The sequence below is a fragment of the Amycolatopsis sp. cmx-4-54 genome (assembly GCF_046548895.1).
Taxonomy (GTDB): domain Bacteria; phylum Actinomycetota; class Actinomycetes; order Mycobacteriales; family Pseudonocardiaceae; genus Amycolatopsis.
In genome coordinates this window covers 210,152-235,369 of the sequence record NZ_JAEBEJ010000008.1, presented here as the reverse complement: position 1 = coordinate 235,369, position 25,218 = coordinate 210,152, and the positions used below count along the sequence as shown (strand labels likewise).

23 protein-coding genes, 1 pseudogene and 1 riboswitch are annotated in these 25,218 nt (G+C 69.0%); of the genes and pseudogenes, 11 read left to right on the top strand and 13 right to left on the bottom strand.

What is annotated here, in order from left to right; translation table 11 throughout:
• Positions 1–5: 5 nt before the first annotated feature.
• The 3 genes from ACLJQ7_RS26370 to ACLJQ7_RS26360 are packed head-to-tail and all read right to left on the bottom strand — an operon-like array spanning position 6 to position 3,222.
• Positions 6–1,508: a precorrin-2 C(20)-methyltransferase gene (locus ACLJQ7_RS26370; protein ID WP_410650840.1), complete on the bottom strand. Its 1,503-nt coding sequence runs from the start codon at positions 1,506–1,508 to the stop codon at positions 6–8.
• Positions 1,505–2,128 (bottom strand): precorrin-8X methylmutase, encoded by a 624-nt coding sequence (locus ACLJQ7_RS26365; protein ID WP_410650839.1) that lies wholly within the window; start codon positions 2,126–2,128, stop codon positions 1,505–1,507. The genes ACLJQ7_RS26370 and ACLJQ7_RS26365 overlap by 4 nt, the downstream gene beginning before the upstream one ends.
• On the bottom strand, positions 2,125–3,222 hold the full coding sequence (locus ACLJQ7_RS26360) for a precorrin-3B synthase (protein WP_410650838.1): 1,098 nt from the start codon (positions 3,220–3,222) through the stop codon (positions 2,125–2,127). Before ACLJQ7_RS26360 ends, ACLJQ7_RS26365 begins: the two co-directional genes overlap by 4 nt.
• A 98-nt stretch (positions 3,223–3,320) precedes the next feature.
• Between ACLJQ7_RS26360 and ACLJQ7_RS26355 the strand changes: the two genes are divergently transcribed.
• Genes ACLJQ7_RS26355 through ACLJQ7_RS26345 form a run of 3 tightly spaced genes read left to right on the top strand, consistent with a single transcriptional unit; the run spans position 3,321 to position 5,323 of the window.
• Complete coding sequence (locus tag ACLJQ7_RS26355) at positions 3,321–4,226, top strand: ABC transporter ATP-binding protein (RefSeq protein ID WP_410650837.1); 906 nt, start codon at positions 3,321–3,323, stop codon at positions 4,224–4,226.
• Positions 4,223–5,074, top strand: coding sequence for an ABC transporter permease (locus ACLJQ7_RS26350; protein WP_410650836.1), 852 nt, complete (start codon positions 4,223–4,225; stop codon positions 5,072–5,074). The genes ACLJQ7_RS26355 and ACLJQ7_RS26350 overlap by 4 nt, the downstream gene beginning before the upstream one ends.
• A gap of 3 nt (positions 5,075–5,077) precedes the next feature.
• Complete coding sequence (locus ACLJQ7_RS26345; protein ID WP_005162705.1) at positions 5,078–5,323, top strand: helix-turn-helix transcriptional regulator; 246 nt, start codon at positions 5,078–5,080, stop codon at positions 5,321–5,323.
• A gap of 81 nt (positions 5,324–5,404) precedes the next feature.
• Here ACLJQ7_RS26345 and ACLJQ7_RS26340 read toward each other — a convergent pair whose 3' ends face one another.
• On the bottom strand, positions 5,405–5,593 hold the full coding sequence (locus tag ACLJQ7_RS26340; RefSeq protein WP_410650835.1) for a hypothetical protein: 189 nt from the start codon (positions 5,591–5,593) through the stop codon (positions 5,405–5,407).
• A 117-nt stretch (positions 5,594–5,710) separates the two neighbouring features.
• Positions 5,711–5,785: riboswitch (cobalamin riboswitch) on the top strand.
• Positions 5,786–5,838: 53 nt separating this feature from the next.
• Here ACLJQ7_RS26340 and cobN point away from each other — a divergent pair.
• Complete coding sequence (gene cobN, locus ACLJQ7_RS26335) at positions 5,839–9,420, top strand: cobaltochelatase subunit CobN (protein ID WP_410650834.1); 3,582 nt, start codon at positions 5,839–5,841, stop codon at positions 9,418–9,420.
• A gap of 205 nt (positions 9,421–9,625) precedes the next feature.
• Here the strand turns inward: cobN and ACLJQ7_RS26330 are convergent, their stop codons facing one another.
• Complete coding sequence (locus tag ACLJQ7_RS26330) at positions 9,626–10,714, bottom strand: dihydrofolate reductase family protein (RefSeq protein WP_410650833.1); 1,089 nt, start codon at positions 10,712–10,714, stop codon at positions 9,626–9,628.
• Between the two features lie 729 nt (positions 10,715–11,443).
• Between ACLJQ7_RS26330 and ACLJQ7_RS26325 the strand changes: the two genes are divergently transcribed.
• The 3 genes and pseudogenes from ACLJQ7_RS26325 to ACLJQ7_RS26315 all read left to right on the top strand — a co-directional run bounded on the left by ACLJQ7_RS26325 (position 11,444) and on the right by ACLJQ7_RS26315 (position 14,923).
• Positions 11,444–12,658, top strand: a complete 1,215-nt coding sequence (locus ACLJQ7_RS26325; RefSeq protein ID WP_410650988.1) for a DUF222 domain-containing protein — start codon at positions 11,444–11,446, stop codon at positions 12,656–12,658.
• A 693-nt stretch (positions 12,659–13,351) separates the two neighbouring features.
• A pseudogene (locus ACLJQ7_RS26320) lies at positions 13,352–13,849 on the top strand (ATP-binding cassette domain-containing protein); the annotation flags it as partial.
• 312 nt (positions 13,850–14,161) lie between these two features.
• Positions 14,162–14,923: an ATP-binding cassette domain-containing protein gene (locus tag ACLJQ7_RS26315; protein WP_410650987.1), complete on the top strand. Its 762-nt coding sequence runs from the start codon at positions 14,162–14,164 to the stop codon at positions 14,921–14,923.
• A 62-nt stretch (positions 14,924–14,985) separates the two neighbouring features.
• Here the strand turns inward: ACLJQ7_RS26315 and paaE are convergent, their stop codons facing one another.
• The 6 genes from paaE to paaZ are packed head-to-tail and all read right to left on the bottom strand — an operon-like array spanning position 14,986 to position 20,646.
• Positions 14,986–16,056 carry a 1,2-phenylacetyl-CoA epoxidase subunit PaaE gene (paaE, locus tag ACLJQ7_RS26310; protein WP_410650832.1) on the bottom strand — a complete coding sequence of 357 codons (1,071 nt, stop codon included), beginning with the start codon at positions 16,054–16,056 and terminating at the stop codon, positions 14,986–14,988.
• Complete coding sequence (gene paaD / locus ACLJQ7_RS26305) at positions 16,056–16,544, bottom strand: 1,2-phenylacetyl-CoA epoxidase subunit PaaD (RefSeq protein WP_016332044.1); 489 nt, start codon at positions 16,542–16,544, stop codon at positions 16,056–16,058. Before paaD ends, paaE begins: the two co-directional genes overlap by 1 nt.
• Positions 16,538–17,395, bottom strand: a complete 858-nt coding sequence (gene paaC / locus ACLJQ7_RS26300) for a 1,2-phenylacetyl-CoA epoxidase subunit PaaC (protein ID WP_410650831.1) — start codon at positions 17,393–17,395, stop codon at positions 16,538–16,540. Before paaC ends, paaD begins: the two co-directional genes overlap by 7 nt.
• A gap of 1 nt (position 17,396) precedes the next feature.
• Positions 17,397–17,681 carry a 1,2-phenylacetyl-CoA epoxidase subunit PaaB gene (gene paaB / locus ACLJQ7_RS26295; protein WP_005168080.1) on the bottom strand — a complete coding sequence of 95 codons (285 nt, stop codon included), beginning with the start codon at positions 17,679–17,681 and terminating at the stop codon, positions 17,397–17,399.
• Complete coding sequence (gene paaA / locus ACLJQ7_RS26290) at positions 17,681–18,619, bottom strand: 1,2-phenylacetyl-CoA epoxidase subunit PaaA (protein ID WP_410650830.1); 939 nt, start codon at positions 18,617–18,619, stop codon at positions 17,681–17,683. Before paaA ends, paaB begins: the two co-directional genes overlap by 1 nt.
• Positions 18,616–20,646 carry a phenylacetic acid degradation bifunctional protein PaaZ gene (paaZ, locus tag ACLJQ7_RS26285; RefSeq protein WP_410650829.1) on the bottom strand — a complete coding sequence of 677 codons (2,031 nt, stop codon included), beginning with the start codon at positions 20,644–20,646 and terminating at the stop codon, positions 18,616–18,618. The genes paaA and paaZ overlap by 4 nt, the downstream gene beginning before the upstream one ends.
• Positions 20,647–20,851: 205 nt before the next feature.
• Between paaZ and paaI the strand changes: the two genes are divergently transcribed.
• The 3 genes from paaI to ACLJQ7_RS26270 are packed head-to-tail and all read left to right on the top strand — an operon-like array spanning position 20,852 to position 23,114.
• On the top strand, positions 20,852–21,241 hold the full coding sequence (gene paaI / locus ACLJQ7_RS26280; RefSeq protein WP_410650986.1) for a hydroxyphenylacetyl-CoA thioesterase PaaI: 390 nt from the start codon (positions 20,852–20,854) through the stop codon (positions 21,239–21,241).
• On the top strand, positions 21,238–22,524 hold the full coding sequence (gene paaK / locus ACLJQ7_RS26275) for a phenylacetate--CoA ligase PaaK (protein WP_410650828.1): 1,287 nt from the start codon (positions 21,238–21,240) through the stop codon (positions 22,522–22,524). The genes paaI and paaK overlap by 4 nt, the downstream gene beginning before the upstream one ends.
• Positions 22,521–23,114 (top strand): TetR/AcrR family transcriptional regulator, encoded by a 594-nt coding sequence (locus ACLJQ7_RS26270; protein ID WP_126737382.1) that lies wholly within the window; start codon positions 22,521–22,523, stop codon positions 23,112–23,114. The genes paaK and ACLJQ7_RS26270 overlap by 4 nt, the downstream gene beginning before the upstream one ends.
• A gap of 83 nt (positions 23,115–23,197) precedes the next feature.
• Here ACLJQ7_RS26270 and ACLJQ7_RS26265 read toward each other — a convergent pair whose 3' ends face one another.
• Complete coding sequence (locus ACLJQ7_RS26265; RefSeq protein WP_410650827.1) at positions 23,198–23,464, bottom strand: hypothetical protein; 267 nt, start codon at positions 23,462–23,464, stop codon at positions 23,198–23,200.
• A 126-nt stretch (positions 23,465–23,590) separates the two neighbouring features.
• On the opposite strand from ACLJQ7_RS26265, the gene ACLJQ7_RS26260 reads away from it, so the two are divergent.
• Positions 23,591–24,256 carry a TetR/AcrR family transcriptional regulator gene (locus tag ACLJQ7_RS26260; RefSeq protein WP_410650826.1) on the top strand — a complete coding sequence of 222 codons (666 nt, stop codon included), beginning with the start codon at positions 23,591–23,593 and terminating at the stop codon, positions 24,254–24,256.
• Here ACLJQ7_RS26260 and ACLJQ7_RS26255 read toward each other — a convergent pair.
• Complete coding sequence (locus tag ACLJQ7_RS26255) at positions 24,183–25,211, bottom strand: AraC family transcriptional regulator (RefSeq protein ID WP_410650825.1); 1,029 nt, start codon at positions 25,209–25,211, stop codon at positions 24,183–24,185. The two genes, ACLJQ7_RS26260 and ACLJQ7_RS26255, sit on opposite strands and share 74 nt — an antisense overlap.
• Between the last annotated feature and the right edge of the window lie 7 nt (positions 25,212–25,218).

Here is a 25,218-nt window from a genome sequence, read left to right as displayed (position 1 = left end):
TACCCTTAATAGGTGCGCGGCGTCCAGACCACACCGTTCTCGGCGCGCGTCTTCGACGAACCGACGATCAGCAGGCAGCGCATGTCGACACTGGCCGGATCGAGGGTGCCGAGGGTGACCACGCGGACGTCCTCCTCGGGTCCGCCGACGTCGCGCGCGACGACCACCGGGGTCTCCGGCGCGCGGTGCCGGAGCAGGACGTCGCGGGCCTGCGCGAGTTGCGTGGTCCGCGTGCGGGACGCCGGGTTGTACAGCGCGAGCACGAGATCCGCCGCGCCCGCCGCGTCCAGCCGTCGTTCGATGATCTCCCACGGCTTGAGCCGGTCGGACAGCGAAAGCACGCAGTAGTCGTGCCCCAGCGGCGCGCCGACCCGGGACGCGGCCGCCTGCGCGGCGGTCACGCCGGGCACGATCCGCACGCGGGCACCGGCGCCGTGCCCCGCGGCGACCTGCTCCAGCACCGCCGACGCCATCGCGAACACGCCGGGATCACCCGACGAGACGACGGCGACCTTGGCACCGTTCGCGGCCAGCTCCAGCGCTTCGACAGCGCGTTCGGCCTCGACACGGTTGCCCGACGCGTGCCGCTGCTGGCCCGCGCGCTGCGGCACTCGCGCGACGTACGGGCCGTAGCCGACGACGTGCTCCGCCGCGGCCAGTTCCTCGGTCGCTTCGGGGGTCAGCCAGCCGGGACCGGCCGGGCCGAGGCCGACGACCACGACCTCGCCACCGGTGTGCGTTTCCTGCTTCGTGGCGACCTCGGGTTCGTCGGCGAGCCGGGACGCGTAGCCCGGGCTGGGCAGCAGTGCCAGCGAGAAGTACGGCACCGAATCCGGATCGACGTCGGCGAACGGCTCGACGCGCTGCGCCTGCCAGGTCGCGCGTTCGACGTAGAAGGCGTCGTCCAGCTTCCCGGCTTCGGCCAGCGCCTCACGGACGTTGCCGAACGTGCGCCCGAGTTTGAGCACCGCCGCGGCCTGCGTGTCGGCGAGGCGTCGCGCGAGCTCCGGCGCGGGCAGCGTGCCGGGCAGGATGGTGAGGACCTCGTCGCGCTGCACCAGCGGGCGGCCGAGTACCGACGACGCCGCGCTGACCGACGTCACGCCGGGCACCACGGTCGCCTCGTAGCGGTCGGCGAGCCGTTCGTGCATGTACATGTAGGAGCCGTAGAAGAACGGGTCGCCTTCGCAGAGCACGACCACGTCGCGTCCGGCGTCGAGATGCTCGGCGAGCCGTTTCGCGCTCAGCTCGTAGAAATCGGCGATGGCGCCTTCGTAACCACCAGGATGGTCGGTGGTCTCCGTGGTGACCGGGTAGACCAGCTTCTCCTCGAGCTGGCCGTCCCGCAGATAAGGCTCGGCGACCGAACGCGCGATGCTCCGGCCGTGCCGCGCGCTGTGGTAGGCGATGACGTCGGCCTCGCCGATCAGCCGGGCGGCCTTGACCGTCATCAGTTCCGGGTCACCGGGCCCGAGCCCGACCCCCCAGAGTTTCCCGAGCCCGCTCATTCGACCTCACTCGCCATCGCGTTGATCGCGGCGACGGCCATCGCGCTGCCGCCACGGCGTCCGTGCACCACCAGGTACGGGGCGGGTGCCCGCTTCGCGAGCTCCACTTTGGACTCGGCGGCGCCGATGAAGCCCACCGGGACCCCGATGACCGCCGCCGGGGCGCCGACCCCCTCTTCGAGCAGTTCCAGCAGGCGGAACAACGCGGTGGGCGCGTTGCCGATCGCCACCACGGAACCGGGCAGCTTGTCGCGCCACAGTTCCAACGCGGCCGCGGACCGGGTGGTGCCCATCCGCTCGGCCAGCCCCGGCACCTTCGGATCGGACAGCGTGCACAGCACCTCGTTGGCGGCAGGCAAACGTTTGCGGGTCACCCCGGAGGCGATCATGGTGGCGTCGCACAGGATCGGTGCGCCCGCTTCGAGCGCGGCGCGACCGGATTCCACCACGTCCAGGCTGTAGCGGAGATCGTCGACCAGGTCGACCATCCCGCAGGCGTGGATCATCCGCACGGCCAGCACCGCGACGTCGTCGGGGAGGATCGCGAGATCCGCCTCCTCACGGATGGTGGCGAACGAATGCCGGTAGATCTCGGCCCCGTCCCGGATGTAGTCGATCACTGCTGTCCCTTCAATTCGGCGCTGTCCTTCTCCGCCAACATCTCCGTCAGCTCGCCGACCGGGACGAACGCCCCGTCGACCAGATAACCGTCCTCCGTCGCGAGCACGTCGACGTGCTCGCGCGCCGGCTTTCCGCATCGCCGCGCGCATCCGGCGAAATGGACCCTCGGGGTCCGGCCGACGCGCGCCGCGTCGGCCCGCACGTCGGCGAGCGACTTCGCGCAGCCCGGCTGCCCGACGCAGGCGCTGATCCCGAGCGACGGCTCGCCCGGATCGGTGATCAGCCCCGGGTCCGCATCCACGGTGCCGTGGACCAGGATCGACCGCCACGGGGTGACCACGGCGTTCCCGGCCTTCGCGATCTTGCGCGCCTGAGCCGAGGTGAGCCTGCCGAACACCGGGGCGACCCCGGTCGCTTCGCCGATCGGGCCGATCGGAAGGCCGGGGTTCACCGGGAACTCCCGCGGTTCCACGATTCGACCTGGAACGCCCTCGATCAGTGGCTCCGTGTCGGCGAGTTCGCTGATCCGCCATGCCGTTCCTCGCGTCCGAAGGAACGCTCGCGCGACCGAGAGCAGCGTCTCGACGGCGTGCTCGGCGGTCACCCGCAGGCCGGTGTCCTCGCCGGCGAGGAGCACGGCTCCGTCGCGCCAGCAGACGTCGGCGCCCTCCCCCGCGACGTCGCCCTGGCCGCCGTCGAGGGCGAAGAGGAAACGTCCCGGGAGTTCGGCCAGCTCAGGGACAGCGCACAGGGCCTCGTCGAGCGCCGAAGCGAGTTTCTGGGCGGTACCGCTCAGCGGCGACGCGAGGATGTTGCGGACGCGTTCGTGCGACGGCGAGGGCAGGAGCCCGGCCGCGGCGAGCCTGCCCGCGAGACCCGGCCGGGTGACGCCGCGCAGTTGCACGTTCCCGCGGGAGGTCAGGTGGAGTGCGCCGTCCCCGAGGTCGTCGGCGGCGTCCGCGAGCGCCTCGAACCGGGCCGAGGTGATGGCGCCACCGGGCAGCCGGACCCGGGCGAGCGGACCGTCGGCGGCGTCGTGCGTGGCGAAGACACCAGGGCACGCGTCGGCTCGGACACGGGCGCTCGTGGACATGCGCTCACTGTAGATGGCCCGTTTCGCGGAGAGCACCTGTCTGACCGAATGTAGTAGGTATGCTACATTCGATCGCAGCACTGAGATGGGGGTGACCAATGAGAGATCCACACGACGTGATGATCTCCGTCCAAGATCTGCGGATGCGGTACGGGACGAACGACGTCCTCCACGGCGTCGACTTCACCGCGCATCGCGGCGAGGTGATCTGCCTGCTGGGTCCGAACGGCGCGGGCAAGACCACGACGATCGAGATCCTCGAAGGCTTCCGGATGCGATCGGAGGGCGAGGTCAGCGTGCTGGGCGTCGACCCGGCGCACGCCGACGAGAACTGGAGGGCGCGGCTGGGGGTCGTCCTCCAGGCCTGGCGCGACCACGCGAAATGGCGGGTCCGCGAGCTGCTGGAACACCTGGGCGGCTACTACGCGCCGTATTCCACGGACCGCATCAAACGGCCGTGGGATCCGGACGAACTGGTCGCCGCGGTCGGCCTGACCGAGCACGCGGACAAGAAGGTCCGGATGCTTTCGGGCGGGCAGCGGCGCAGGCTCGACGTCGCGATCGGCATCGTCGGCCGTCCGGAACTGCTGTTCCTCGACGAGCCGACCGCCGGACTGGACCCGGAGGCGCGGCGCGAGTTCCACGAACTCGTGCACCGGCTGACCGATGACGACGACACGACGATCCTGCTGACCACGCACGACCTCGACGAGGCCGAGAAACTGGCCGACCGGATCCTGATCCTGAACCACGGCCGCATCGTCGCCGACGGTTCGGCCGACGCGCTGAGCAGGCAGATCGCCGGCGAGGCCGAGGTGCGCTGGACGCTGGACGGCCAGCGGTTCGTGCACTCGACCACGGAGTCGACGAAGTACGTCCACGAACTGTTCAAACAGCACGGGGACGCCATCGGCGATCTGGAGGTCCGGCGGGCGTCGCTCGAAGACACGTACATGACCCTGGTCCGCAAGGCCGAATCCCCCGAGGCGGTGGGTGCGCGATGAACACGATTCAGCACAGTGTCCGGCTGGGCGTCCAGCGCGGCTGGCTCGAAGGCCGCCAGATGATGACCAACCGGGAAGACCTCTTCAACACCTTCATGTTCCCGGTGATTTTCATCGTCGTCATGTTCTTCATGCGCGGCGCGAAACTGCCGGGCACGGAGTTCTCGCTCGGCGCCGCCACCGTGCCGAGCGTGCTGGGTGCTTCGATCGTGTTCAGCGGCATGCTCGGGATGGCGGGAGTCCTCGCCGTCGAACGTGAAGACGGCACGCTCCTGCGCGCCAAGGCCACCCCGAACGGCATGATCGGCTACCTCGTCGGCAAGGTCGTCACGGTGTCGTTGAGCACCGTCATCGGGATACTGCTGGTACTGATCCCCAGCCTGATCCTGTTCGACGGCATCGCGCCCGGCGGGCTGACGTCGTGGCTGGGCCTGCTGTGGGTACTGGCGCTCGGTCTGCTCGCCACCATGCCGATCGGCGCGATCTTCGGCTCGCTGACCTCGAACGCGCGCAGTATCGGGCTGATCATGCTGCCGACACTGGGCATCGGCGCGATCTCCGGGATCTTCTACCCGATCACCGCGCTGCCGGAATGGCTGCAGGGAATCGGGCAGGTGTTCCCGATGTACTGGCTCGGCCTCGGCATGCGGTCGGCGTTGCTGCCGGAGTCGACGGTGATGGTCGAGATCGGCCAGTCCTGGCGGCCATGGGAGACCCTCGGCGTGCTGTCGGTGTGGGCCGTGATCGGATTGACGCTGGCCCCGGTCGTCCTGCGGCGCATGGCGCGGCGCGAGTCCGGGTCCTCGGTGGCGGAACGACGGGAAAAGGCGATGCAGCGAATTGGCTAGTTCATGAGCGAGGTCGTTTACAACCGGATCGCGATGTTGCGGGCGGAACGGGGCATCTCCCGCCGCGAACTCGCCGACGCGCTGGGCGTGCACTATCAGACCATCGGCTACCTCGAACGCGGCGAGTACAGCCCGAGCCTCTACCTCGCCCTGCGGATCGCGGAGTTCTTCGAGGTGGCGGTGGAGATCATCTTCTCCACCGCCCCTTTCCCGCGAATCGGTGATTCTTCGTCGGAACGGTCGGCTTGAGCCGCCGGGCGCCTAACGCGCGATGATTCCGTCGACAGCCCGATTCACCCGTCGGTGGCAACTGTTCCTATTGGCGCTGGCTTAATGGAGGGCGGCGCCGAGGCTGCGCAGCACCGAACTCGTGACCGAGACCACCGCGCTGCACGCGGGCCCGCCGTCGCTGGACCTGCGCACGCGCCGCGCGGACATCGGCGGCACCGGCGTGGAGCCGGCCTCACGCGAGTTCGCCCTCCTGGAGCTCTCCATCCGCCACCAGGGCCAGGTGCTCATCCGTGAGCAGGCCCTGTCCCAGGTGTGGGGTACGACTTCGACCCCGGCTACACATCACCTTGACTCCCGCCGGACCGCACCGGAGAGTGAACCGCAGAACCCACGCGTCGGCAGGTGGAGGAACCCGGTGAGAGTCCGGGGCGGTCCCGCCACTGTCACCCCTCCTGGTCAAGGAGGGGAAGCCAGGAACTCCGGCCGGCGCGACCGCACGACCCGGGGCGCGGACACCCCGAGTGAGGACTGCTGTGATCCTGCTTCTGTCCACTTCGGACACCGACCTGCTCAGCGCTCGTTCCAGCGAGGCCGAATACCGGCTGGCGAACCCCGCCCGGCTCGACCTGGCCGAGTTGCCCGCCCTGCTCGACGGCGCCCCGATCGTCATCGTCCGGATCCTCGGCTCCGAACGCAGCTGGCAGGAGGGACTCGACACGGTCCGCGCGAGCGGCGCGCACGTGGTGGTCCTCGGCGGTGAGCAGACGCCGGACGCGCAGCTCATGAAGCTGTCCACGGTCCCGGCGGGCACGGCGGCGGAGGCGCACGCGTACCTCGCGCAGGGCGGGCCGGAAAACCTCACCCAGCTGCACCGCTTCCTGAGCGACACGCTCCTTCTGACGGGTGACGGCTTCGAGCCGCCCACGGTGCAGCCGCTTTGGGGTGTCCTCGAGCGCACGCCCAAGACCACCGAGGGTCCGGTCATCGCGATCCTCTACTACCGGGCGCATCACCTGTCCGGCAACACCGAGTTCGTCCACGCCCTCTCCGACGCCGTCGAGGACGCCGGGGGCCGCGCGCTCCCGATCCACTGCGCGTCCCTGCGCACCCGCGAGCCGGAGATGATGGCCGAACTGGCCAAGGCCGACGCGCTCCTGGTCACCGTGCTGGCCGCCGGCGGCACGCGGCCGTCCGAGGTCGGCGCGGGTGGCGACGACGAGGCGTGGGACGTCGCCGAGATGGCCGCGCTCGACATCCCGATCCTCCAGGCCCTGTGCCTGACCAGCGACCGCGAGACCTGGTCCGCGAACGACGACGGCCTCTCCCCGCTCGACGCGGGCAACCAGATGGCCGTCCCGGAGTTCGACGGCCGGCTCATCACCGTCCCGTTCTCGTTCAAGGAGATCGACGACGACGGCCTGCCGAAGTACGTGCCGGACGTCGAGCGCGCGTCCCGCGTCGCGAAGATCGCGCTGGCGCACGCCCGGTTGCGGCACACGCCGCCCCCGGAGCGCAAGATCGCGCTGATGCTCTCCGCGTATCCGACGAAGCACTCTCGCGTCGGCAACGCCGTCGGTCTCGACACGCCCGCGTCCGCGATCGAACTGCTGCGCCGCATGCGCGAGCGGGGCTACGACCTGGGCGAAGAGCCGTTCCCCGGCGTCGAGCCCACCGGCACCGACCAACCCGACGGCGACGCGCTGATCCACGCGCTCATCGCCGCGGGCGGTCAGGATCCGGAGTGGCTCACCGAGGAACAGCTGTCCGGCAACCCGATCCGCGTGCCCGCCGACAAGTACTGCCAGTGGTTCGCCGCACTGCCCGCGGAACTGCGCGAAGGCATGGAGGAGCACTGGGGCCCCGCACCCGGCGAACTCTATGTGGACAACGGGGACATCGTTCTGGCGTCCCTGCAATCGGGCAACGTCATCCTGATGATCCAGCCGCCGCGCGGCTTCGGCGAGAACCCGGTGGCGATCTACCACAACCCGGACCTCCCGCCGAGCCATCACTATCTGGCCGCGTACCGCTGGCTGGAGGAGGAGTTCGGCGCGCACGCCGTCGTCCACCTCGGCAAACACGGTTCGCTGGAATGGCTTCCCGGCAAGACCGCCGGTCTCTCCGACTCGTGCGCGCCGGACGCCGTCCTGGGCAATCTGCCGCTGATCTACCCGTTCCTGATCAACGATCCGGGTGAGGGCGCGCAGGCGAAACGACGCGCGCACGCCACGATCGTCGACCACCTGATCCCGCCGATGGCCCGCGCCGAGAGCTACGGCGACATGGCGCGCCTGGAGCAGCTTCTCGACGAGCACGCCAACATCGCCGCGATGGACCCGGCGAAGCTGCCCGCGGTCCGCGCGCAGATCTGGACGCTGATCCAGGCCGCGAAACTGGATCACGACCTCGGTGTCGAGGAACGTCCGCACGACGCGGAGTTCGACGACTTCCTGCTGCACATCGACGGCTGGCTGTGCGAGGTCAAGGACGCGCAGATCCGCGACGGCCTGCACATCCTCGGCGCCGCACCGGAAGGCGAGGCGCGAATCAACCTCGTGCTCGCGATGCTGCGGGCCCAGCAGATGTGGGGAGGCAAACAGGGCGCGGTACCCGGTCTGCGGTCCGCCTTGGGGCTCAAGGAGAACAGCGACGCTCCACTGTCCGAAGTGGACGCCATCGAGCAGAAGGCGCGGTCACTCGTCGAGGCGATGGAGGCCAGGGACTGGTCCCCCGCCGCGGTCGCCGAGGTCGTCGCCGATGTGCCAGAGCACCAGGAGGTCGCCCGTGTGCTGACCTTCGCCGCCACCGAGATCGTGCCGCGGCTGGCGGGCACCGGCGCCGAGATCGACGCCGTGCTCCACGCGCTCGACGGCGGCTACATCCCGGCCGGGCCCAGCGGTTCTCCCCTGCGTGGCCTGATCAACGTGCTGCCGACCGGCCGCAACTTCTACACCGTGGACCCGAAGGCCATCCCGAGCCGTCTCGCCTGGGAGACCGGGCAGGCACTCGCGGACTCGCTTCTCCGCCGCTACAAGGAGGACACGGGCGACTGGCCGCGTTCGGTCGGGCTCTCGGTTTGGGGCACGTCGGCCATGCGCACGTCGGGCGACGACGCGGCGGAAGTTCTTGCCCTGCTGGGTGTCCAGCCGATCTGGGACGAGGCTTCGCGACGGGTCACCGGGATCGAGGCCATCCCGCTCGCCGAACTCGGCCGTCCGCGGGTCGACGTCACCGTGCGGATCAGCGGTTTCTTCCGCGACGCCTTCCCGCATGTGATCAGCCTGATGGACGACGCCGTCCGCCTGGTCGCGAATCTCGACGAGCCGGACGAGCAGAACTTCGTCCGCGCCCACACCCGCGCGGATCTGGCCGCGCACGGGGACGAACGCCGGGCCACCACGAGGATCTTCGGTTCCAAGCCCGGCGCGTACGGCGCGGGCCTGCTGCCGCTGATGGATTCCGGGAACTGGCGCGACGACAAGGATCTCGCCGAGGTCTACGCGGTCTGGGGCGGCTTCGCCTACGGCCGCGACCTCGACGGCAGGCCGGCGCGCGAGGACATGGAGAACTCGTACAAGCGGATCGTGGTGGCGGCCAAGAACACCGACACCCGCGAGCACGACATCGCCGACTCCGACGACTATTTTCAGTACCACGGCGGGATGATCGCGACGGTCCGCGCGCTGACCGGGACCGCGCCCGCGTCCTACGTCGGCGACAGCACCACCCCGGACGCGGTCCGCACGCGCACCCTCGGCGAGGAGACCGCCCGCGTCTTCCGCGCCCGCGTCGTCAACCCGCGCTGGCTGGCGGCGATGCGCAAGCACGGCTACAAGGGAGCTTTCGAGCTGGCGGCGACCGTCGACTACCTCTTCGGTTTCGACGCCACCGCCGGGGTGGTCGGCGACTGGATGTACGAGAAGCTCACCGAGTCCTACGTGCTCGACGAGGTCAACCAGGAGTTCCTGCGCCAAGCGAACCCGTGGGCGCTGCGCGGCATCATCGAGCGGTTGAACGAGGCGGCCGATCGGGGGCTCTGGGCGGAGCCGGACGCCGATCTTTTGGCTCAGCTGCGCGAGGTCTACCTCTCGTTGGAGGGCGACCTCGAATCCTGACCGTCACCCGCTGGAGCAGCGCCATGGCACTCCCGGCGGTACCACTGTCGTATGCGCAGAACTTAGCGTGACAAGGGCGGTGGGACGTCAATGATCGGGAGGACAGCGATGATCAAGCGTCTGTTGAAGGTCGTGCTTCGCCACGGTTGCTGCTCGGCGTGCACCGGTCTGGGCTGCGGCTGCTGCGACGCCTGCAAGTAGGAGTTCAGAGGTGGACACCCGGAATATGGGTGTTCGCGCGGCGGACGTCGGCGGCGAGGGCGGCTACCTCGATCACCCGGCGTCCGGCCGCCTCCAGCGTTTCGGCGCCGACGCAGTCGACGAACACCGACGGCTCGCGCCAGGCGAAAACGACGCGCGGGATGCCGGCGTCGAGGATGAGCTGGGTGCAGCTTCGCGGATGTGACGTCCGCGAACTGCACGGCTCCAGCGATGTGTACATGGTCGCCTCCGCCAGTCTCGGATCTCCCGGTTCGAGTTTGGCGAGGGCGGCTTCTTCCGCGTGATCGGCGGGATCGCCGTCGCCCGAAAAACCGGTGGAGATCACTTCGCCGTCGGCGGCGGTGATGACGGCGCCGACGCGAAAGGTACGCGGCGGGCAGTTCTCGGCCAGGGCGATGGCCTCGCGCAGGCGCAGAATGTCCACTTCGGACGGTTCCGGCGTCGCGTGGTACTCCAGTACGGCGATGTCACCCAGCCGTGTGCTTTCGACCAGGGTCAGCCCACGAGGAAAAGCCCCCGGGCCGACGAAGCGCGGCGCGCGCGTGTCCCCGACGAAGAACGGCGCGATCGCCAGGTGGAGTTCGTCGACCAGGCCTTCGGTGAGGAACTGGGTGTGGATCGCGCCGCCGCCTTCGACCATCAGCCGCCGGATTCCTCGCGCGTGGAGATCGGCCAGCATTTCGCTCAGGCCGGACAGTTCGACGACGGTCGCCTTCACCCCGGTGACGACGCCGGGCGGGGCGTAGACCAGCTTTTCGGCGTCACCGACGGTGAAGAACTGCGCCGCCGGGTCGAGTGACCCGCTCCTCGAGAGGGTGACCTTGACCGGTTGCTCCGGGCGTCCAGCGGCGACCCGTTCCGCGACCAGCTCCGGCGAGCGGACCAGCAGCCGCGGGTTGTCCGCGCGGACCGTGTTCGCGCCGACGAGGATCGCGTCCGACGCGGCGCGCAACCCGTCCACCCTGGCCCAGTCCTCCTCGTTGGACAGCACCAGCCGGGTGTCGCTCGCGTCGTCGAGGTAGCCGTCCAGGGAGACCGCGGCGGACAGCAGGACATGAGGGCGTTCGGTCACGGCGCCAGTATGCCCCGGCCGGTCGCGGGTCGCCGAGGCGACGGACCGTGTGCCGCGGCGGTGGGGTTCCTCCGTTGCCGGAATTCGGCAACGGCTGGGCTTGAGGTCCGGGGCTGCCCGGTGATCGGGGTCGGCGCACCGGGCCGTTACCGGAAATCGGCGACGGTCGCCTGTGGGGCCGGGACCCGGTGATCTAGGTCGAGGCGCCGGAGCCGTTATCGGAAAACGGTGACGGTCGCCCGCCGGATCCAGGCCCGGTGATCTAGGTCGAGGCGCCGGAACCATTACCGAGATTCGACAACAACCGCCCGCCGGATCCGCAGAGCACCCTCATTGACCGACGCCGACTCGCCGGAATCATCGCCAGGTTCGACAACACTGCCCGCCCGATCCGCAGAACACCCCCGGTGACCGACACCGACCCGCCGAAGCCATTACCGAAATTCGGCAACAACCGCCCGCCGGACCCACAAAACACCCCAAGCGACCGACACACCCGAACCACCACCGAAATTCGGCAATACGAGACACCCTGCCCCCAAGGACAGCACTCAAGAATCCTGTCCGCGCACTGCTTACCGGTGAACATCACCAAGCGCACACATCCCAGTGTCCCCTTGCGCCGACTGACATTGCCGAATTTCGGCGACGACAGCGACAGCCGCATGATCCAGAACTGTCGGTGGGTGGTCGTAGGTTGACCGGGTGGACACTTACCGAGCCACCGCAGTGGCGCTACTCGAGGAAATCACCGGCCCCGACAACCTGAAGGCCATCAATACCGCCGCGGATTCGTTGGACGACAACGAATCCGTCGCCCTCGCGAAAGCGGCGTCTGCGGGGATCGCCCGGCTGGAAGCGATCCGTTACCGTGCTCTTTCCCAGCTGAACCGGCATCGCGAAGGCGCGCGTAGCGTCACTCAGGAAGTCGCGTTCGCCCTGTCGGTGGGTGACAAGTACGCGGCCGGGCTGGTCGCCGCCGCCGACGCGTTGACCACCAGGCTGCCCCGCACCCTTGGTTTGATGGACAAGGGCCAGGTGGACGGGTTCGGCGCGATGAAAGTCGTGACGGCGACAGCGTGGCTGTCCGACGAGCACGCGCTCGCCGCCGACGCCTTGCTGGAAGACCGATTGCCCGGCAAGAACGCCGAACAGATCCGCAAAGCGGCGAACCACGCGGCGACGACTGTCGATCGTGAGGGCACGGGCAAGCGCTGCGAGCAGGCCCGCGAAGGCCGTCGGCTCGTGGTGAGTCAGGGCGAGGCAGGCGTGGCCTCGCTGGAGGTCGAGGACGGCCCGGTGGAGAAGGTCACCGCCGCCTACAACCGGATCAACCGGGAGGCCCGCGCGCTCAAGACCGCCGACGAGACCCGCACGCTGGACCAGCTTCGCGCCGACGTCGCCCTCGACCTGCTGTTGGGTGGCAGCGGCGGGAAAAGTGAACGCGCCGAAGTATTCCTTTACATGGACCTCTTCACCTACCTCGGCCTGAACGACGACCCGGCGGAAATGGCAGGCCACGGCCACATTCCGGCGTCGCTGGCGCGGCATATCGCGAGCGGACCGAACACGGTGCTGCGGCGGATCATCACCGACCCGCTGTCAGGTCAGGTCGCGGATCTCGGCCGGGACCGGTATCGCCCGACGGCCGGTCTTGACGAGTTCGTCCGGGTCCGCGACCGCGAATGCCGAAGACCCGGGTGCCACCGGCCCGCTCAGGCCTGCGATCTCGACCACTCCATCCCATGGCAGTTCCAAGGGAACACCGACGCCGGCGACCTCATCGACTTCTGCCGCCGCGACCATCGGCTCAAGGACGAACCCGGGTGGATCTACCGGCTGGCACCGGACGGAACCCTGACGATCACCACACCGACGGGCCAGACCTACGACAGCACGCCTCCGCCTCTGCACGCCCCCCGCGCCGAGGAACCACCGTTCTGACCCCGTTGCCGCGAAACGGCGACGACTCACCCAGCGACTGCCTGCTGCCCCACGAAACGCTCCCCTCGCGGTGGGACGTCCGACGATCGCTTTCACATCCTGCGCACCGGCCGCGAAACCCCACCAGCTCCGACCCGTTGCCACCAAACGGCGACGACTCACCCAGCGACGCCCTGCTTCCCCACGAAACGCTCCCCTCGCGGTGGGACGTCCGACGATCGCTTTCACATCCTGCGCACCGACCGCGAAACCCCACCCAGCTAGCCCACCAGTCCCGCCCCCTGTTACCACCAAACGGCGACAACTCACCCAGCGACTGCCTGCTTCCCCACGAAACGCTCCCCCTCCCGACGGGACGTCCGACGATAGCCTTCACACCTCTGCCCCGACCGCGAAACCCCACCAGCTCCGACCCGTTGCCACCAAACGACGACAACTCACCCAGCGACTGCCTTGCTTCCCCACGAAACGCTCCCCCTCGCGACCGGACGTCCGACGATCGCCTTCACAACCTGCGCACCGACCGCGAAACCACACCCAGCAAGCCCACCAGATCCACCCCCGTTACCACCAAACGGCAAACGGCGACCGGCACGAAATCGGTCGCACCGAAGCCGACGGTCGGCTAGCCTGTCGCGGTGACCTTCTGAGACGAACCTGCGCCCTCATCCCACCTCCTTCGCAGGGAGTCTCATGTCTTCTTCCTTGACGCTTTCCGACGTCACCTTCACCTGGCCCGACGGTGCCCCGGCGTTCGAACGCCTTTCGTTCACCATCGGGGCCGGTCGCACCGGCCTGGTCGGCACCAACGGATCCGGTAAGTCCACGCTGCTCAGGCTGCTCGCCGGCGAACTGCGGGCCACCACGGGCTCCATCACCGCACCGGGTGAGCTCGGCTATCTGCCGCAGAACCTCGTCCTGGACACCGGCCGTCGCGTCGACGACGTACTCGGTGTCACCGCGATCCGCACTGCGATCCGTGCCGTCGAGAGCGGTTCCGCCGCCGAGGAGCATTTCGCCACCATCGGTGACAACTGGGACGTCGAGGACCGCATCCACGCGATCCTCGACCGGCTCGGCCTGGGCGCCGTCCGGCTGGACCAGCGGGCGGGCGAACTGTCCGGCGGCGAACTCACGTTGCTCGGGCTGGCCGCCCTCCTGCTGCGCCGTCCCGCCGCGCTGCTGCTCGACGAGCCCACGAACAACCTCGACCTGCGGGCGCGCGAGCTCGTGCACCGCGAGGTGGCGGGCTGGGGCGGAATCCTCGTGGTCGTCTCGCACGATCGCGAACTGCTCCAGCTGGTCGACCGGATCGCCGAGGTTCGCGACCACGAGGTGACCCTGTACGGCGGCAACCTCGCGGACTACGAACACGCCGTCGAGGTCGCGCAGGAGGCCGCGCGGCGGCATGTGCGCGCGGCGGAGTCGGACGTCAAGCGGCAGAAGCGGGAGCTGATCGAAGCCGGGACCAAACTCGCCCGGCGGGCCCGCTACGGCCAGAAGATGTGGGACACCAAACGCGAACCCAAGGGGCGGATGCGCAAACGTCAGGAGGACGCGCAGATCGCCGCGGGCAAGTACCGGAACCTGCACACCGACCGGCTGGAAGGCGCCGTCGAGGCGCTGAAGGCCGCCGAGGAACTGGTGCGCGAGGACGCCGAGATCCGCGTCGAACTACCGGAAACGACCGTTCCGCGCGGAACGGACGTGCTCCGGATCGACGCCGTGCCCCGGTTCGGCCCGCCGGTGGACCTGCACGTCATGGGTCCCGAGCGGATCGCGCTCGTCGGCCCCAACGGTTCGGGCAAGACCACCCTGCTGCGCACGATCACCGGCGAAATCCCGCCGGAGTCGGGCGACGTGGGACTGTTCGTGCCCGCCAGGCTGCTCCCCCAGCGGCTCGACGTCCTCGACGACACGCTGTCCATTGTGGACAATGTGCGGCTGGTCGCGCCGTCGCTCACGGACAACGAGATCCGCGCGAGGCTGGCGCGGTTCCTGTTCCGGGGCAAGGCGGCCGACCGGGAGGTGGCGGCGCTGTCCGGCGGGGAACGGTTCCGCGCCACGCTGGCGACCTTGCTGCTGACCGAGCCCACGCCGCGGCTGCTGTTGCTCGACGAACCGACGAACAACCTCGACCTGGCGAGCGTGCGGCGCCTCACCGAGGCGCTACTCGCTTACCGGGGCACGCTGATCGTCGCCAGTCACGACCGGCCGTTCCTCACCGACATCGGCATCACCCGGTGGCTACCCCTCGGCGTTTAGTCCTCTGAATGCGGTACTTGCGTGTGCAACTACCGCATTCAGAGGACGAAATGCGGGGGGTCTCAGGCGTCGAAGTCCACGGTGACGGCGTCGGAGATCGGCACCGACTGGCAGGTGAGCACGAAACCGGCGTCGACTTCGGCCTTCTCCAGGGCGAAGTTGCGCCGCATGTCCACCTTGCCGTCGCAGATCTTCGCCCGGCAGGTCCCGCATACGCCGCCCTTGCAGGCGAACGGCAGATCCGGGCGGTACTTCTGCGCGCCGTCGAGCAGCGACGAGCTGCGCGGCAGCGTCATCGTCGTCGACCGGCCGTCGAGGACCAGCGTGACCTCGCTGGACGCACCCACGACGGCCGGATCGATATGGTGCACCGGCTCCGGCGGAGTGTCCACATAGAACAGTTCCTGATGCACGCGTTCGTCGGCGACGTCCAGCGAGCGCAGCAGTTCCTGCGCGCCCGTCACCATCTCGAACGGCCCGCACAGCCACCAGTGCGCGACGTCCTCGACCGGGATCAGCACGGTGCACAGCCGCCGCAGCTTCTCCACGTCGAGCCGCCCGGTGAACAACTCCGCCTCACGCGGTTCGCGGGAGAGCACGTGGACGAGTTCGAGCCGAGCGGGATAGCGATCCTTCAGATCCGCGAGGTCGTCGGCGAACATGACGGTGTCCGTCCGTCGGTTGCCGTAGAGCACGGTCACCGTGGCGTCGGAGTCGCTGAGCAGCGAAGACGCGATCGACAGCACCGGCGTGATGCCGGATCCGGCCGCGATGAGCACGTGATGCCCCGCGGCTGCCAAATCAGGACTGAAGTTCCCGGTGGGCGGCGCGACCTCGATCTCGTCGCCGGGCTTCACGTCGTGCACGAGCCACGACGAGAACAGCCCGCCCGGCACCTCCCGGACGCCGACCCGCGGCGCCGCGCCGGCGGGCGCGCAGATCGAGTACGAACGGCGCTCGTCACGGCCGTCGATCTCACGGCGCAGGGTCAGCGACTGACCCGCCTTGAACCGAAAGGTGTCCGCGAGGTCTTCGGGCACGTCGAAGGTCACCGCGACGGCGTCGTCGCACAGCCGCTGGACGTCGGACACCTTCAGGGTGTGGAAGCCCGTGCGGCGCAGGGTCGCTGTCACTAGATCTCCTTGACGTGTTCGAACGGTTCGAGGCAGAACCGGCAGCGACGCAAGGCCTTGCACGCCGTCGCGCTGAACCGGGACTGCTCCTCGGTGTCCGCGGAACCACAATTCGGACAGCGGACCGACGACACCGGCGGGCTGAGCGTGAGCGGAATCGGCCCGGTCCGGCGCGGCGCCGCACCCGGCGGCGCGATGCCCGCTTCGGCCAGTTTCCGCTTGCCGTCCTCGGTAATCCAGTCCGTCGACCAGGCGGGCTGGAGCACCGTGCGCACCTCGACCTCGCCGTAACCCGCGCCGGTCAGCGCGTGCACGAGGTCGTCGCGCATGGTGTCCATCGCCGGGCAGCCGGTGTAGGTCGGAGTGATCGCGACGACCACGCGACCGTCCTCTTCGGACACTTCCCGCAGCACGCCGAGGTCGGCGAGGGTGAGCATCGGCAGTTCCGGATCGGTGACCGTGGCCGCCACGGCGTACGCGGTCACCATGTCGCGTCCGGGTGTTCCCTGGCGACACTCTGCAGCGCCGCCAGCAGGAAGCCCATCCGTTCGGTGTGCACGCCGTCGCGGCCCATCCGGCCGGAAACCCCGGCGATGGCACCGATTTCGGGGCGCGTCAGCTTGGCGACGGCCAGCACCTGGTCCAGGATCGCGTCGAACTCCGGCCGCAGCGACGGCGAAGCGACGAACTCGACCTCGTGCGCCGTGAACAGCTCGTCGACGTACGGCCAGACCGCGTCCAGCCCTTCCTGCATCCGCGCGTGGGACAGCTCGGTGCCGTCGCCGAGGCGCACGGCCCACTGGGCGGCGTAGTCGCGGTGATACGCGACTTCCTTGACTCCCTTGTCCGCGATGGCCGCGAGCACCGGGTCCACAGAGGACTGCAGGCGCTGCAACAACGCGAGCCGCCAGATCGAGAACACGAGCAGCCGCGCGATCAGATGCCCGAAGTGCCCGCCGTCGAGTTCGGCGAGCCGGACGTTGCGGTACTCCTGCTCGCTCCGGAAGAAGGCGTACGAGTCCTCCGTGCGGTCGCTGCCGTCGGCCTTGCCCGCGCGGGCGAGCAGCAGCCGCGCCTGCCCGAGCAGGTCGAGCGCGATATTCGCGATCGCGACTTCGTCCTCGAGTTCCGGCGCGTTCGTGCACCACTCCTGCAGCCGGTGCGAAAAGATCAGCGCGTCGTCGCCGAGCATCAGGCAGTAGGCCGCGAGCCGGTCACCGTCCACACCGGACGGAACCGTCGTGTCCACACCGGACAGCGGATCCTCGAACCCGGTCCCGAAGGCCCAGCGGGAGTCGTTCTCCTCGGTGATCGCCTCGTAGGCGTTGTCGAAGCTCATGTCAGATGTGCGGAACGTTGTCGGGGATGTCGTAGAACGTCGGGTGCCGGTACACCTTGTCGCCGCTGGGCGCGAAGAACGGGTCCTTCTCGTCCGGCGAGGACGCCGTGATGTCCGACGCGCGCACGACCCAGATCGACACGCCCTCGTTGCGGCGGGTGTACAGATCCCGCGCGTGGTGCAGCGCCATGTCGTCGTCGGCGGCGTGCAGCGAGCCCACGTGCACATGGTTCAGGCCGCGCTTGCCCCGGACGAATACCTCGTACAACGGCCAGTCGTGTTTCATCACGAACCCTTCTTCGCTGCATGCGCCGAGGCGGCTTCCCGCACCCACGCGCCGTCTTCCTGGGCCCGCCGCCGGTGCGCGATGCGCTCGGCGTTGCAGGGGCCGTTGCCCTTCAACACGTTCTTGAACTCGTCCCAGTCGACGGCGCCGAAGTCGTAGTGCCCACGCTCGGCGTTCCACTTCAGCTCCGGGTCCGGGAAGGTGACGCCCAGCGCCTCGGCCTGCGGAATTGACATGTCGACAAAACGCTGGCGCAGCTCGTCGTTGGTGTGCCGCTTGACCTTCCAGGCCATCGACTGCGCGGTGTTCGGCGAGTCCGCGTCCGGCGGGCCGAACATCATCAGCGACGGCCACCACCAGCGGTTCACTGCCTCCTGCACCATTTCCCGCTGCTTCTCGGTGCCGCGCATCATCGTCATCAGCAGCTCGAAACCCTGCCGCTGATGGAAGGACTCCTCCTTGCAGATACGGATCATGGCGCGCGCGTACGGCCCGTACGAACTGCGGCACAACGGGACCTGGTTGCAGATCGCCGCGCCGTCGACCAGCCAGCCGATCACGCCGACGTCGGCGAAGGTCAGCGTCGGATAGTTGAAGATCGACGAGTACTTCTGCTTGCCGTTGATCAGCTTGTCGGTCAGATCGGCGCGGTCGGCGCCGAGCGTGGCCGCCGCCGAGTACAGGTACAGCCCGTGCCCGGCCTCGTCCTGCACCTTGGCGAGCAGGATCGCCTTGCGGCGCAGGGAAGGCGCGCGGGTGATCCAGTTGCCCTCGGGCTGCATGCCGATGATCTCCGAATGCGCGTGCTGCGCGATCTGCCGGATCATCGTCTTGCGGTAGCCCTCGGGCACCCAGTCGCGCGGCTCGATGCGCTGGTCGCGCTCGATGGTGTGCTCGAAGTGCCGTTCGAGGTCTTCCTCGGGCAATGTCGCGGTCATGACTGCTCCTTCGCCACCAGGGTGAGCACGTCGTACTTCGCGACCGAGTCGCCATCGGCGTTGGTCACGTCGGCGTCCCAGCGAACCTCGCCGTACTCCTGGTCGATCCGCGGGGTGATCTGCTTGGCGGTCAGGGTCACGGTCAACGAGTCGCCGACCTTGACCGGGGTGAGGAACCGCAGGTTCTCCAGGCCGTAGTTGGCCAGCACCGGGCCGGGTTCCGGCGAGACGAACAGGCCCGCCGCGAACGAGACCACGAGATACCCGTGCGCCACGATCCCGCCGAACAGCGGGTTCGCCGCCGCGGCCTCGGGGTCGGTGTGGGCGTAGAAGGTGTCGCCCGTGAATTCGGCGAAGTGGTCGATGTCTTCCTGAGTGACGGTGCGCGGACCGGCGACGACGGAGTCGCCGATCTTGAGTTCCGCCAAGGACTTCCGGAAGGGGTGGACGTCGCCTGCGGTTCGAGGGGCGCCCGCGACCCAGCGACCGGTGACCGTGCTGAGCACCCTCGGGCTGCCCTGGACGGCCGTGCGCTGCATGTGGTGCAGCACGCCGCGGACGCCGCCCATCTCCTCGCCGCCGCCGGCGCGGCCGGGGCCACCGTGCACCAGCTGCGGCATCGGCGAACCGTGACCGGTGGACTCCTTGGCGTCTTCGGCGTCGAGCACCAGCAGACGGCCGTGGTACGGCGCGACCCCGAGGACGACCTCGCGCACGAACTCCTGGTCCGCGGAGACGACGGAACCCACGAGGCTGCCGCCGCCGCGCGCGGCGAGCTCGATGACCTGTTCGGTGGAGGTGTAGGGCAGCAGCGTCGACACCGGGCCGAACGCCTCGACCTCATGCGGCTCGGAGCGCTCCGGGTCGGCCTTCAGCAGGACCGGCGAGATGAACGCGCCGCGTTCGGCGTCGGCGCCGACGACCTCGACCTGCTCCGGGTCACCGAAGACGACCGTGCCGACGTCCAGCAGCGCCTTGAGCGAGCGCCGGACCTCCTCACGCTGCTCCAGGCTGGCCAGAGCGCCCATCCGGACGCCCTCGGCGGTGGGGTTGCCGATGGTGGTCTTCGCCAGCCGCGCGCTCGCGGCCTCGGCGACGTCGTCCAGGAGGTCCGCGGGGACGAACGCGCGGCGGATGGCGGTGCACTTCTGGCCCGCCTTGACCGTCATCTCGGTGGTCAGCTGCTTGACGAAGAGGTCGAACTCGGTGGTGCCGGGTTTGGCGTCCGGGCCGAGAATCGACAGGTTGAGCGAGTCGGCCTCGGCGTTGAAGCGGACGGAGTTGCGCACGATGGCGGGGTGCGCGCGCAGCTTCTGCGCCGTCGACGCGGAGCCGGTGAACGAGACGAGGTCCTGCGCGGTGACGTGGTCGAGCAGGTCGCCGACGCTGCCCGCGACGAACTGCAGCGTGCCCTCGGGCAGGATGCCGGACTCGATGATGATCTCGACCAGCCGCGCGGTGAGGTACGCGGTCTGGCTGGCGGGCTTGATCAGGCTCGGCACCCCGGCGAGGAACGCGGGCGCGAACTTCTCCAGCGGACCCCAGACGGGGAAGTTGAACGCGTTGATCTGGACGGCGACCCCGCGCAGCGGGACGGCGATGTGCTGGGCGACGAAGGTGCCGCCCTTGCTCAGCGGCTCGACGTTGCCGTCGACGTAGACGGTGTCGTTCGGCAGTTCGCGCTTGCCCTTGCTGGAGTAGGCGAACAGGACACCGATGCCGCCGTCGATGTCGACCATGGAGTCACTCTTGGTGGCGCCTGTCCTCGCCGAGAGCGCGTACAGCTCTTCGCGGTGTTCACGCAGGTGGGAGGCCAGTGCCTTCAGCAGCGCGGCGCGCTGGTGGAAGGTCAGCTCACGCAGCGCGGGGCCGCCGACGCGGCGTCCGTACTCCAGCGCGGCGGCGAAGTCGATGCCCTCGGACGAGACCCGGGCGACCTCTTCGCCGGTCGAGGCGTCGTGCAGCGGAACGCCGTCGTTTTCCGCCGTGTGCCATCCGCCGGAGACGTAGCTGCGCAGCAATGCCATGGGGCCGAACCCTTCGATGGTGGATTAACAGACCGTCCGTTCAGTAATTCACTGTAGCTCGCGTCCGGGGTCTTGCAAACCCCCGGACGGCGGCGGATCCTTGACATCCACCCGGAAGCGCGCCTTTACTTGCGGCACCCTTTAACAACCGTCCATTCGGTCAGTAACCAGGTGGTCTCGTATGACTGGCAACGCCGCGCACACGATGTTCGCCGACGACCAGGCGTCGAAGGCGCTGGGCATCGAGCTGGTCGAGGCCGCCGAAGGGCACGCCGTCGCCACCATGCGGGTCACCGAAACGATGGTCAACGGCCACGACATCGCCCACGGCGGCTACGTCTTCCTGCTGGCCGACACGACGTTCGCCTGCGCGTGCAACAGCCGTGGGCCGGTGACCGTCGCGTCCGGCGCGGAGATCTCCTTCGTCGCCGCCGGCAAACTCGGCGACCACCTCATCGCCACCGCCACCGAGCGGACCCGCTACGGCCGCAACGGCATCTACGACGTCACCGTGCACCGGGAGACCCCCGACGGGCCGGAGGTCGTCGCCGAATTCCGCGGCCGCAGCCGCACCATCCAGAAAGCATCACGATGACCGCCTTCAGCGACGACGCCGAGAACCTGACCATCGACGAACTCCAGGCGCTGCAACTGAAGCGTCTCCGGTGGACGCTGCGGCACGCCTACGACAACGTGCCGTTCTACCGACGGAAGTTCGACGAGGCAGGCGTTCACCCGGACGACTGCAAGGCGCTGGAAGACCTGGCTAAGTTCCCCTTCACCACCAAACAGGACCTGCGCGACAACTACCCGTTCGGCATGTTCGCCGTGCCGGAAGCGCAGGTCAGCCGCATCCATGCGTCCAGTGGGACCACCGGGAAACCGACCGTCGTCGGCTACACCGCCGAAGACATCGACACCTGGGCGACGGTGATGGCGCGCTCGATCCGCGCGGCGGGCGGGCGGCCGGGCGACAAGGTCCACGTGGCCTACGGCTACGGCCTGTTCACCGGCGGCCTCGGCGCGCATTACGGCGCCGAAAAGCTCGGCTGCACCGTGATCCCGGCGTCGGGCGGCATGACCGCGCGCCAGGTGCAGATCATCACCGACTTCAAACCCGAGATCATCATGGTCACCCCGTCGTACATGCTCACACTGCTCGACGAGTTCGAACGACAGGGCGTCGACCCGCAGACGAGTTCGCTCAAGGTCGGCATCTTCGGCGCCGAGCCGTGGACCGAGCAGATGCGCGCGGAGATCGAGGAACGCGTCGGCATCGACGCCGTCGACATCTACGGCCTGTCCGAGGTGATGGGCCCCGGCGTCGCGCAGGAATGCGTCGAGACGAAGGACGGGCTGCACATCTGGGAGGACCACTTCTTCCCCGAGGTGATCGACCCGTTCACCGAAAAGCCCACCGACGCCGAGGGCGAGCTGCTGTTCACCTCGCTCACCAAACAGGCGCTGCCGATCATCCGGTACCGCACGCGTGACCTGACCCGGCTGCTGCCGGGCACCGCGCGGCCGGCGTACCGGCGGATGGAGAAGGTGACCGGGCGCAGTGATGACATGATCATCCTGCGTGGCGTCAACGTCTTCCCCACGCAGATCGAGGAAGTCGTGCTGGTGACCCCCGCGCTCGCGCCGCATTTCCAGCTGATCCGGTCGACGAAAGGCCGGATGGACCACCTGACGGTGCGGGTCGAAGCGCGCCCGGACGCGTCCGCCGAGCAGCGCGCCGAGGCCGCCGCCCGGCTGATCGCCGGCGTCAAGGACGGCGTCGGCGTGAGCGTCGGCGTCGAGGTCGTCGACCCGGACACCCTCGAACGGTCGCTGGGCAAGATGCGCCGCGTCCTCGACGAACGGGACCGCGGTTGAGCACCCCCGCCCGCCGGGGGCGTCCCGGCTACGACCTCGAGTCGCTGCTTCAGGTCGCGGTCAAACTGTTCAACGAACGCGGTTACGACGGCACCAGCATGGAGGACCTCTCCCGCAAGCTCGGCATCACGAAATCCGCGATCTACCACCACGTGCCGAGCAAGGAGGAGCTGCTGCGGCTCGCCGTCGACCGCGCGTTGAACGGCCTGTTCGCCGTCGCCGCCGAGACGGAATCCTTCGAGGGCAAGGCGATCGAGAAGCTGGAGCATCTGGTGCGGGGCAGTGTCCTCGTGCTGGTCGAGCAGCTGCCGTTCGTGACGCTGCTGCTGCGGGTGCGCGGCAACACCAAAATCGAACGGGCGGCGCTGGCGCGACGGCGCGAGTTCGACCGGCTCGTCACGGAACTGGTGAAACAGGCCGAAACCGAAGGCGACGTGCGGCCCGACATCGATCCCGCGGTCACCGCGCGGCTGCTGTACGGCATGGTGAACTCGCTGATCGAGTGGTACCGGCCGCGGCGGGGTTCGGCCGGGACGGAGCTGGCGGACGCGGTGTGCAAGATCGCCTTCGACGGTCTGCGGACCCAGTGAGGCTTTGCGTCGATGGCGCGTGAGATGAAGGGGCCTTTCATTGCGAAATTTGCCATGAAAGCGTCCTTCATCTCACGCCCGTGCTACTCCCCCGCGGCCTTGGGCGGCCGTCGCGCCTGCCAGATCAGCGCGTCGCGCAACTGCTGGATGAGCTGTTCGTCGTCGGCCTCCGACGGATCGACCCCGAGCGGGATCCAGCGTTCGCCGACCTCGGCACCGTTCTCGAAACTGGTGATCACGATCCCGGCGTAGGAGACGCATTCGTCCTGGACGCGGACGTCACGATGCTGCAGCCGCACACTGACCCACCGTCCGGTACGGCGGACCGGCTCGCGTTCGGCACTGGCCATTCGTCCCTACCCATGACACCCGGTCCCCCCGCCCCCAACGTCGCCGCGAAGGTCCCGGGGGTTACCGGTGGGTTGTTCCGAATGAGTAACGACAGGCGGTCACTTTGAAACGGTTACGCTCGGCCCATGAGCACCGATCCGGAATCCCGGCGGCGGCGCCTCGAACCGGCCGCCCGGCGCGCCGAGATCCTGACCGCGGCCCGGCGGTTGTTCGGCGCGGGCACGTACGCCTCGGTTTCGACCTCGGACATCGCGAAGGCCGCCGGCGTGGCGAGGCCGCTGATCAACCACTACTTCGGCGGCAAACGGGAGCTGTACCTGGAAGTCGTCCGGCAGATGATGATCGTCCCGGCGCCGGTGATCGAGAACCTGCCCGACACGACCGCCGAAGAGCGGCTCGCGATCAGCGTGCGGCACTGGATCGAGGTCGTCGAGCGCAACGAGCAAGCGTGGCTGACGGCGATCGGCCCGGAGGCGGTGGGCCGCGATCCGGAGATCGAGCGGATCATGTTGGAGGCCGACGAGATCGCCGCCGACCGCGTGCTCGCGGCCGCGTTGATGAGCGAGGTCACCGAGGGGCGCGAAGAGCTCCGCGCGATGATCCGGTCGTACGGCGGGATGCTGCGCGCCGCGTCACGCGAATGGTTGATCCGCGGCACGCTCGGCCGCGACGAGCTGCGGGTCTTCCTCACCGAGTCGATCCTGCACCTGCTGCGGGTCACCTACCCGGCCGTGCTCGCAACGCGTTCCGCCGGGCGTAGGCCGCCGGCGTCATCCCCTTCCAGCGTTTGAAGGCGTAGATGAAACTCGACGCTTCGGCGTAGCCCAGCCGCAGCGCGACGTCCTCCACGCTGAGCGCGCCGGTGTCGAGCATCTCCTCCGCCAGCGCCTGCCGGACCTCGTCGAGCAGCGAGCGGTAACCGGTCCCCGCCTCGAACAGCCGACGTCGCAACGTGCGCGGGCTGAGCGCGAGTTGCCGCGCGACCTCGTCCATCCCGGCGTCGACGCCGCCGAGCCGAACCAGCCGTTCCCGCACCTGCTGCGCAATCCCGGAACGTTCCCGTTTCCGCGACACCAGCAGATCGCATTGCGCGGCGCAGACCGCAACCGTCTGATCGTTGGCCTGTGGCAACGGTTTGTCGAGGAAGAGCGGATCCAGGGTGGCGATGTGCGACGGCGCGGAGAAGGACGGCGCCAGCCCGAAGGTCCGCACGTATTCGTCCACAGTGGAGGGTGTTTCGTGTCGGAAGGCCAAGGAGCGCAGGGAGATCTCCGGCAGGATGTCACGCATGACGGTGTGGATCGCGCCGAGGTCGCGCAGCACCAGGAACCGGGCGACGTCGCCCGGCACGCGGCTGTCGTCCATGGCCAGCGCGAGCCGTCCGGCCTCGACGGTCACGTGCGGGATGCAGAAGGTGAAACTCAGGTCCAGGTAGCGCAGGGCGAAGCGCATCGCGTCCCCCAGCGTCGGGCTGCTGATGCACGCGAAGCCGAAGATGCCGAACGCGCTGACCCGGTAGCGCCTGCTCAGCCGCAGCGCGACGTCGTCCCCGCCACCGAGCCCGCGGACCAGTGCCCGGACCACCGCGAGCTCCTGCCGGGCGTCGACCTGGCCGTCCACGGGAGCGTGCTCGTAGGACTGCAGGCCGGTGATGCCGTTCTCGGCCGCGAAGCGGGCCATGAGCACGATGCTCGCCGTGCCGCGCGGGTAGTCCCAGTCCCGGATAACCGGCGGCGGTAGTTCCATGGCCGGG

Excerpts from the sequence above, each read along its gene's own strand:
- ACLJQ7_RS26370 (WP_410650840.1), bottom strand. The coding sequence starts at position 1,508 with ATGAGCGGGCTCGGGAAACTCTGGGGGGTCGGGCTCGGGCCCGGTGAC.
- ACLJQ7_RS26360 (WP_410650838.1), bottom strand. The coding sequence starts at position 3,222 with ATGTCCACGAGCGCCCGTGTCCGAGCCGACGCGTGCCCTGGTGTCTTC.
- ACLJQ7_RS26355 (WP_410650837.1), top strand. The coding sequence starts at position 3,321 with ATGAGAGATCCACACGACGTGATGATCTCCGTCCAAGATCTGCGGATG.
- ACLJQ7_RS26350 (WP_410650836.1), top strand. The coding sequence starts at position 4,223 with ATGAACACGATTCAGCACAGTGTCCGGCTGGGCGTCCAGCGCGGCTGG.
- ACLJQ7_RS26345 (WP_005162705.1), top strand. The coding sequence starts at position 5,078 with ATGAGCGAGGTCGTTTACAACCGGATCGCGATGTTGCGGGCGGAACGG.
- ACLJQ7_RS26340 (WP_410650835.1), bottom strand. The coding sequence starts at position 5,593 with ATGAGCACCTGGCCCTGGTGGCGGATGGAGAGCTCCAGGAGGGCGAAC.
- ACLJQ7_RS26315 (WP_410650987.1), top strand. The coding sequence starts at position 14,162 with ATGTGGGACACCAAACGCGAACCCAAGGGGCGGATGCGCAAACGTCAG.
- paaD (WP_016332044.1), bottom strand. The coding sequence starts at position 16,544 with ATGGTGACCGCGTACGCCGTGGCGGCCACGGTCACCGATCCGGAACTG.
- paaC (WP_410650831.1), bottom strand. The coding sequence starts at position 17,395 with ATGAGCTTCGACAACGCCTACGAGGCGATCACCGAGGAGAACGACTCC.
- paaB (WP_005168080.1), bottom strand. The coding sequence starts at position 17,681 with ATGAAACACGACTGGCCGTTGTACGAGGTATTCGTCCGGGGCAAGCGC.
- paaA (WP_410650830.1), bottom strand. The coding sequence starts at position 18,619 with ATGACCGCGACATTGCCCGAGGAAGACCTCGAACGGCACTTCGAGCAC.
- paaZ (WP_410650829.1), bottom strand. The coding sequence starts at position 20,646 with ATGGCATTGCTGCGCAGCTACGTCTCCGGCGGATGGCACACGGCGGAA.
- paaI (WP_410650986.1), top strand. The coding sequence starts at position 20,852 with ATGTTCGCCGACGACCAGGCGTCGAAGGCGCTGGGCATCGAGCTGGTC.
- paaK (WP_410650828.1), top strand. The coding sequence starts at position 21,238 with ATGACCGCCTTCAGCGACGACGCCGAGAACCTGACCATCGACGAACTC.
- ACLJQ7_RS26265 (WP_410650827.1), bottom strand. The coding sequence starts at position 23,464 with ATGGCCAGTGCCGAACGCGAGCCGGTCCGCCGTACCGGACGGTGGGTC.
- ACLJQ7_RS26260 (WP_410650826.1), top strand. The coding sequence starts at position 23,591 with ATGAGCACCGATCCGGAATCCCGGCGGCGGCGCCTCGAACCGGCCGCC.
- ACLJQ7_RS26255 (WP_410650825.1), bottom strand. The coding sequence starts at position 25,211 with ATGGAACTACCGCCGCCGGTTATCCGGGACTGGGACTACCCGCGCGGC.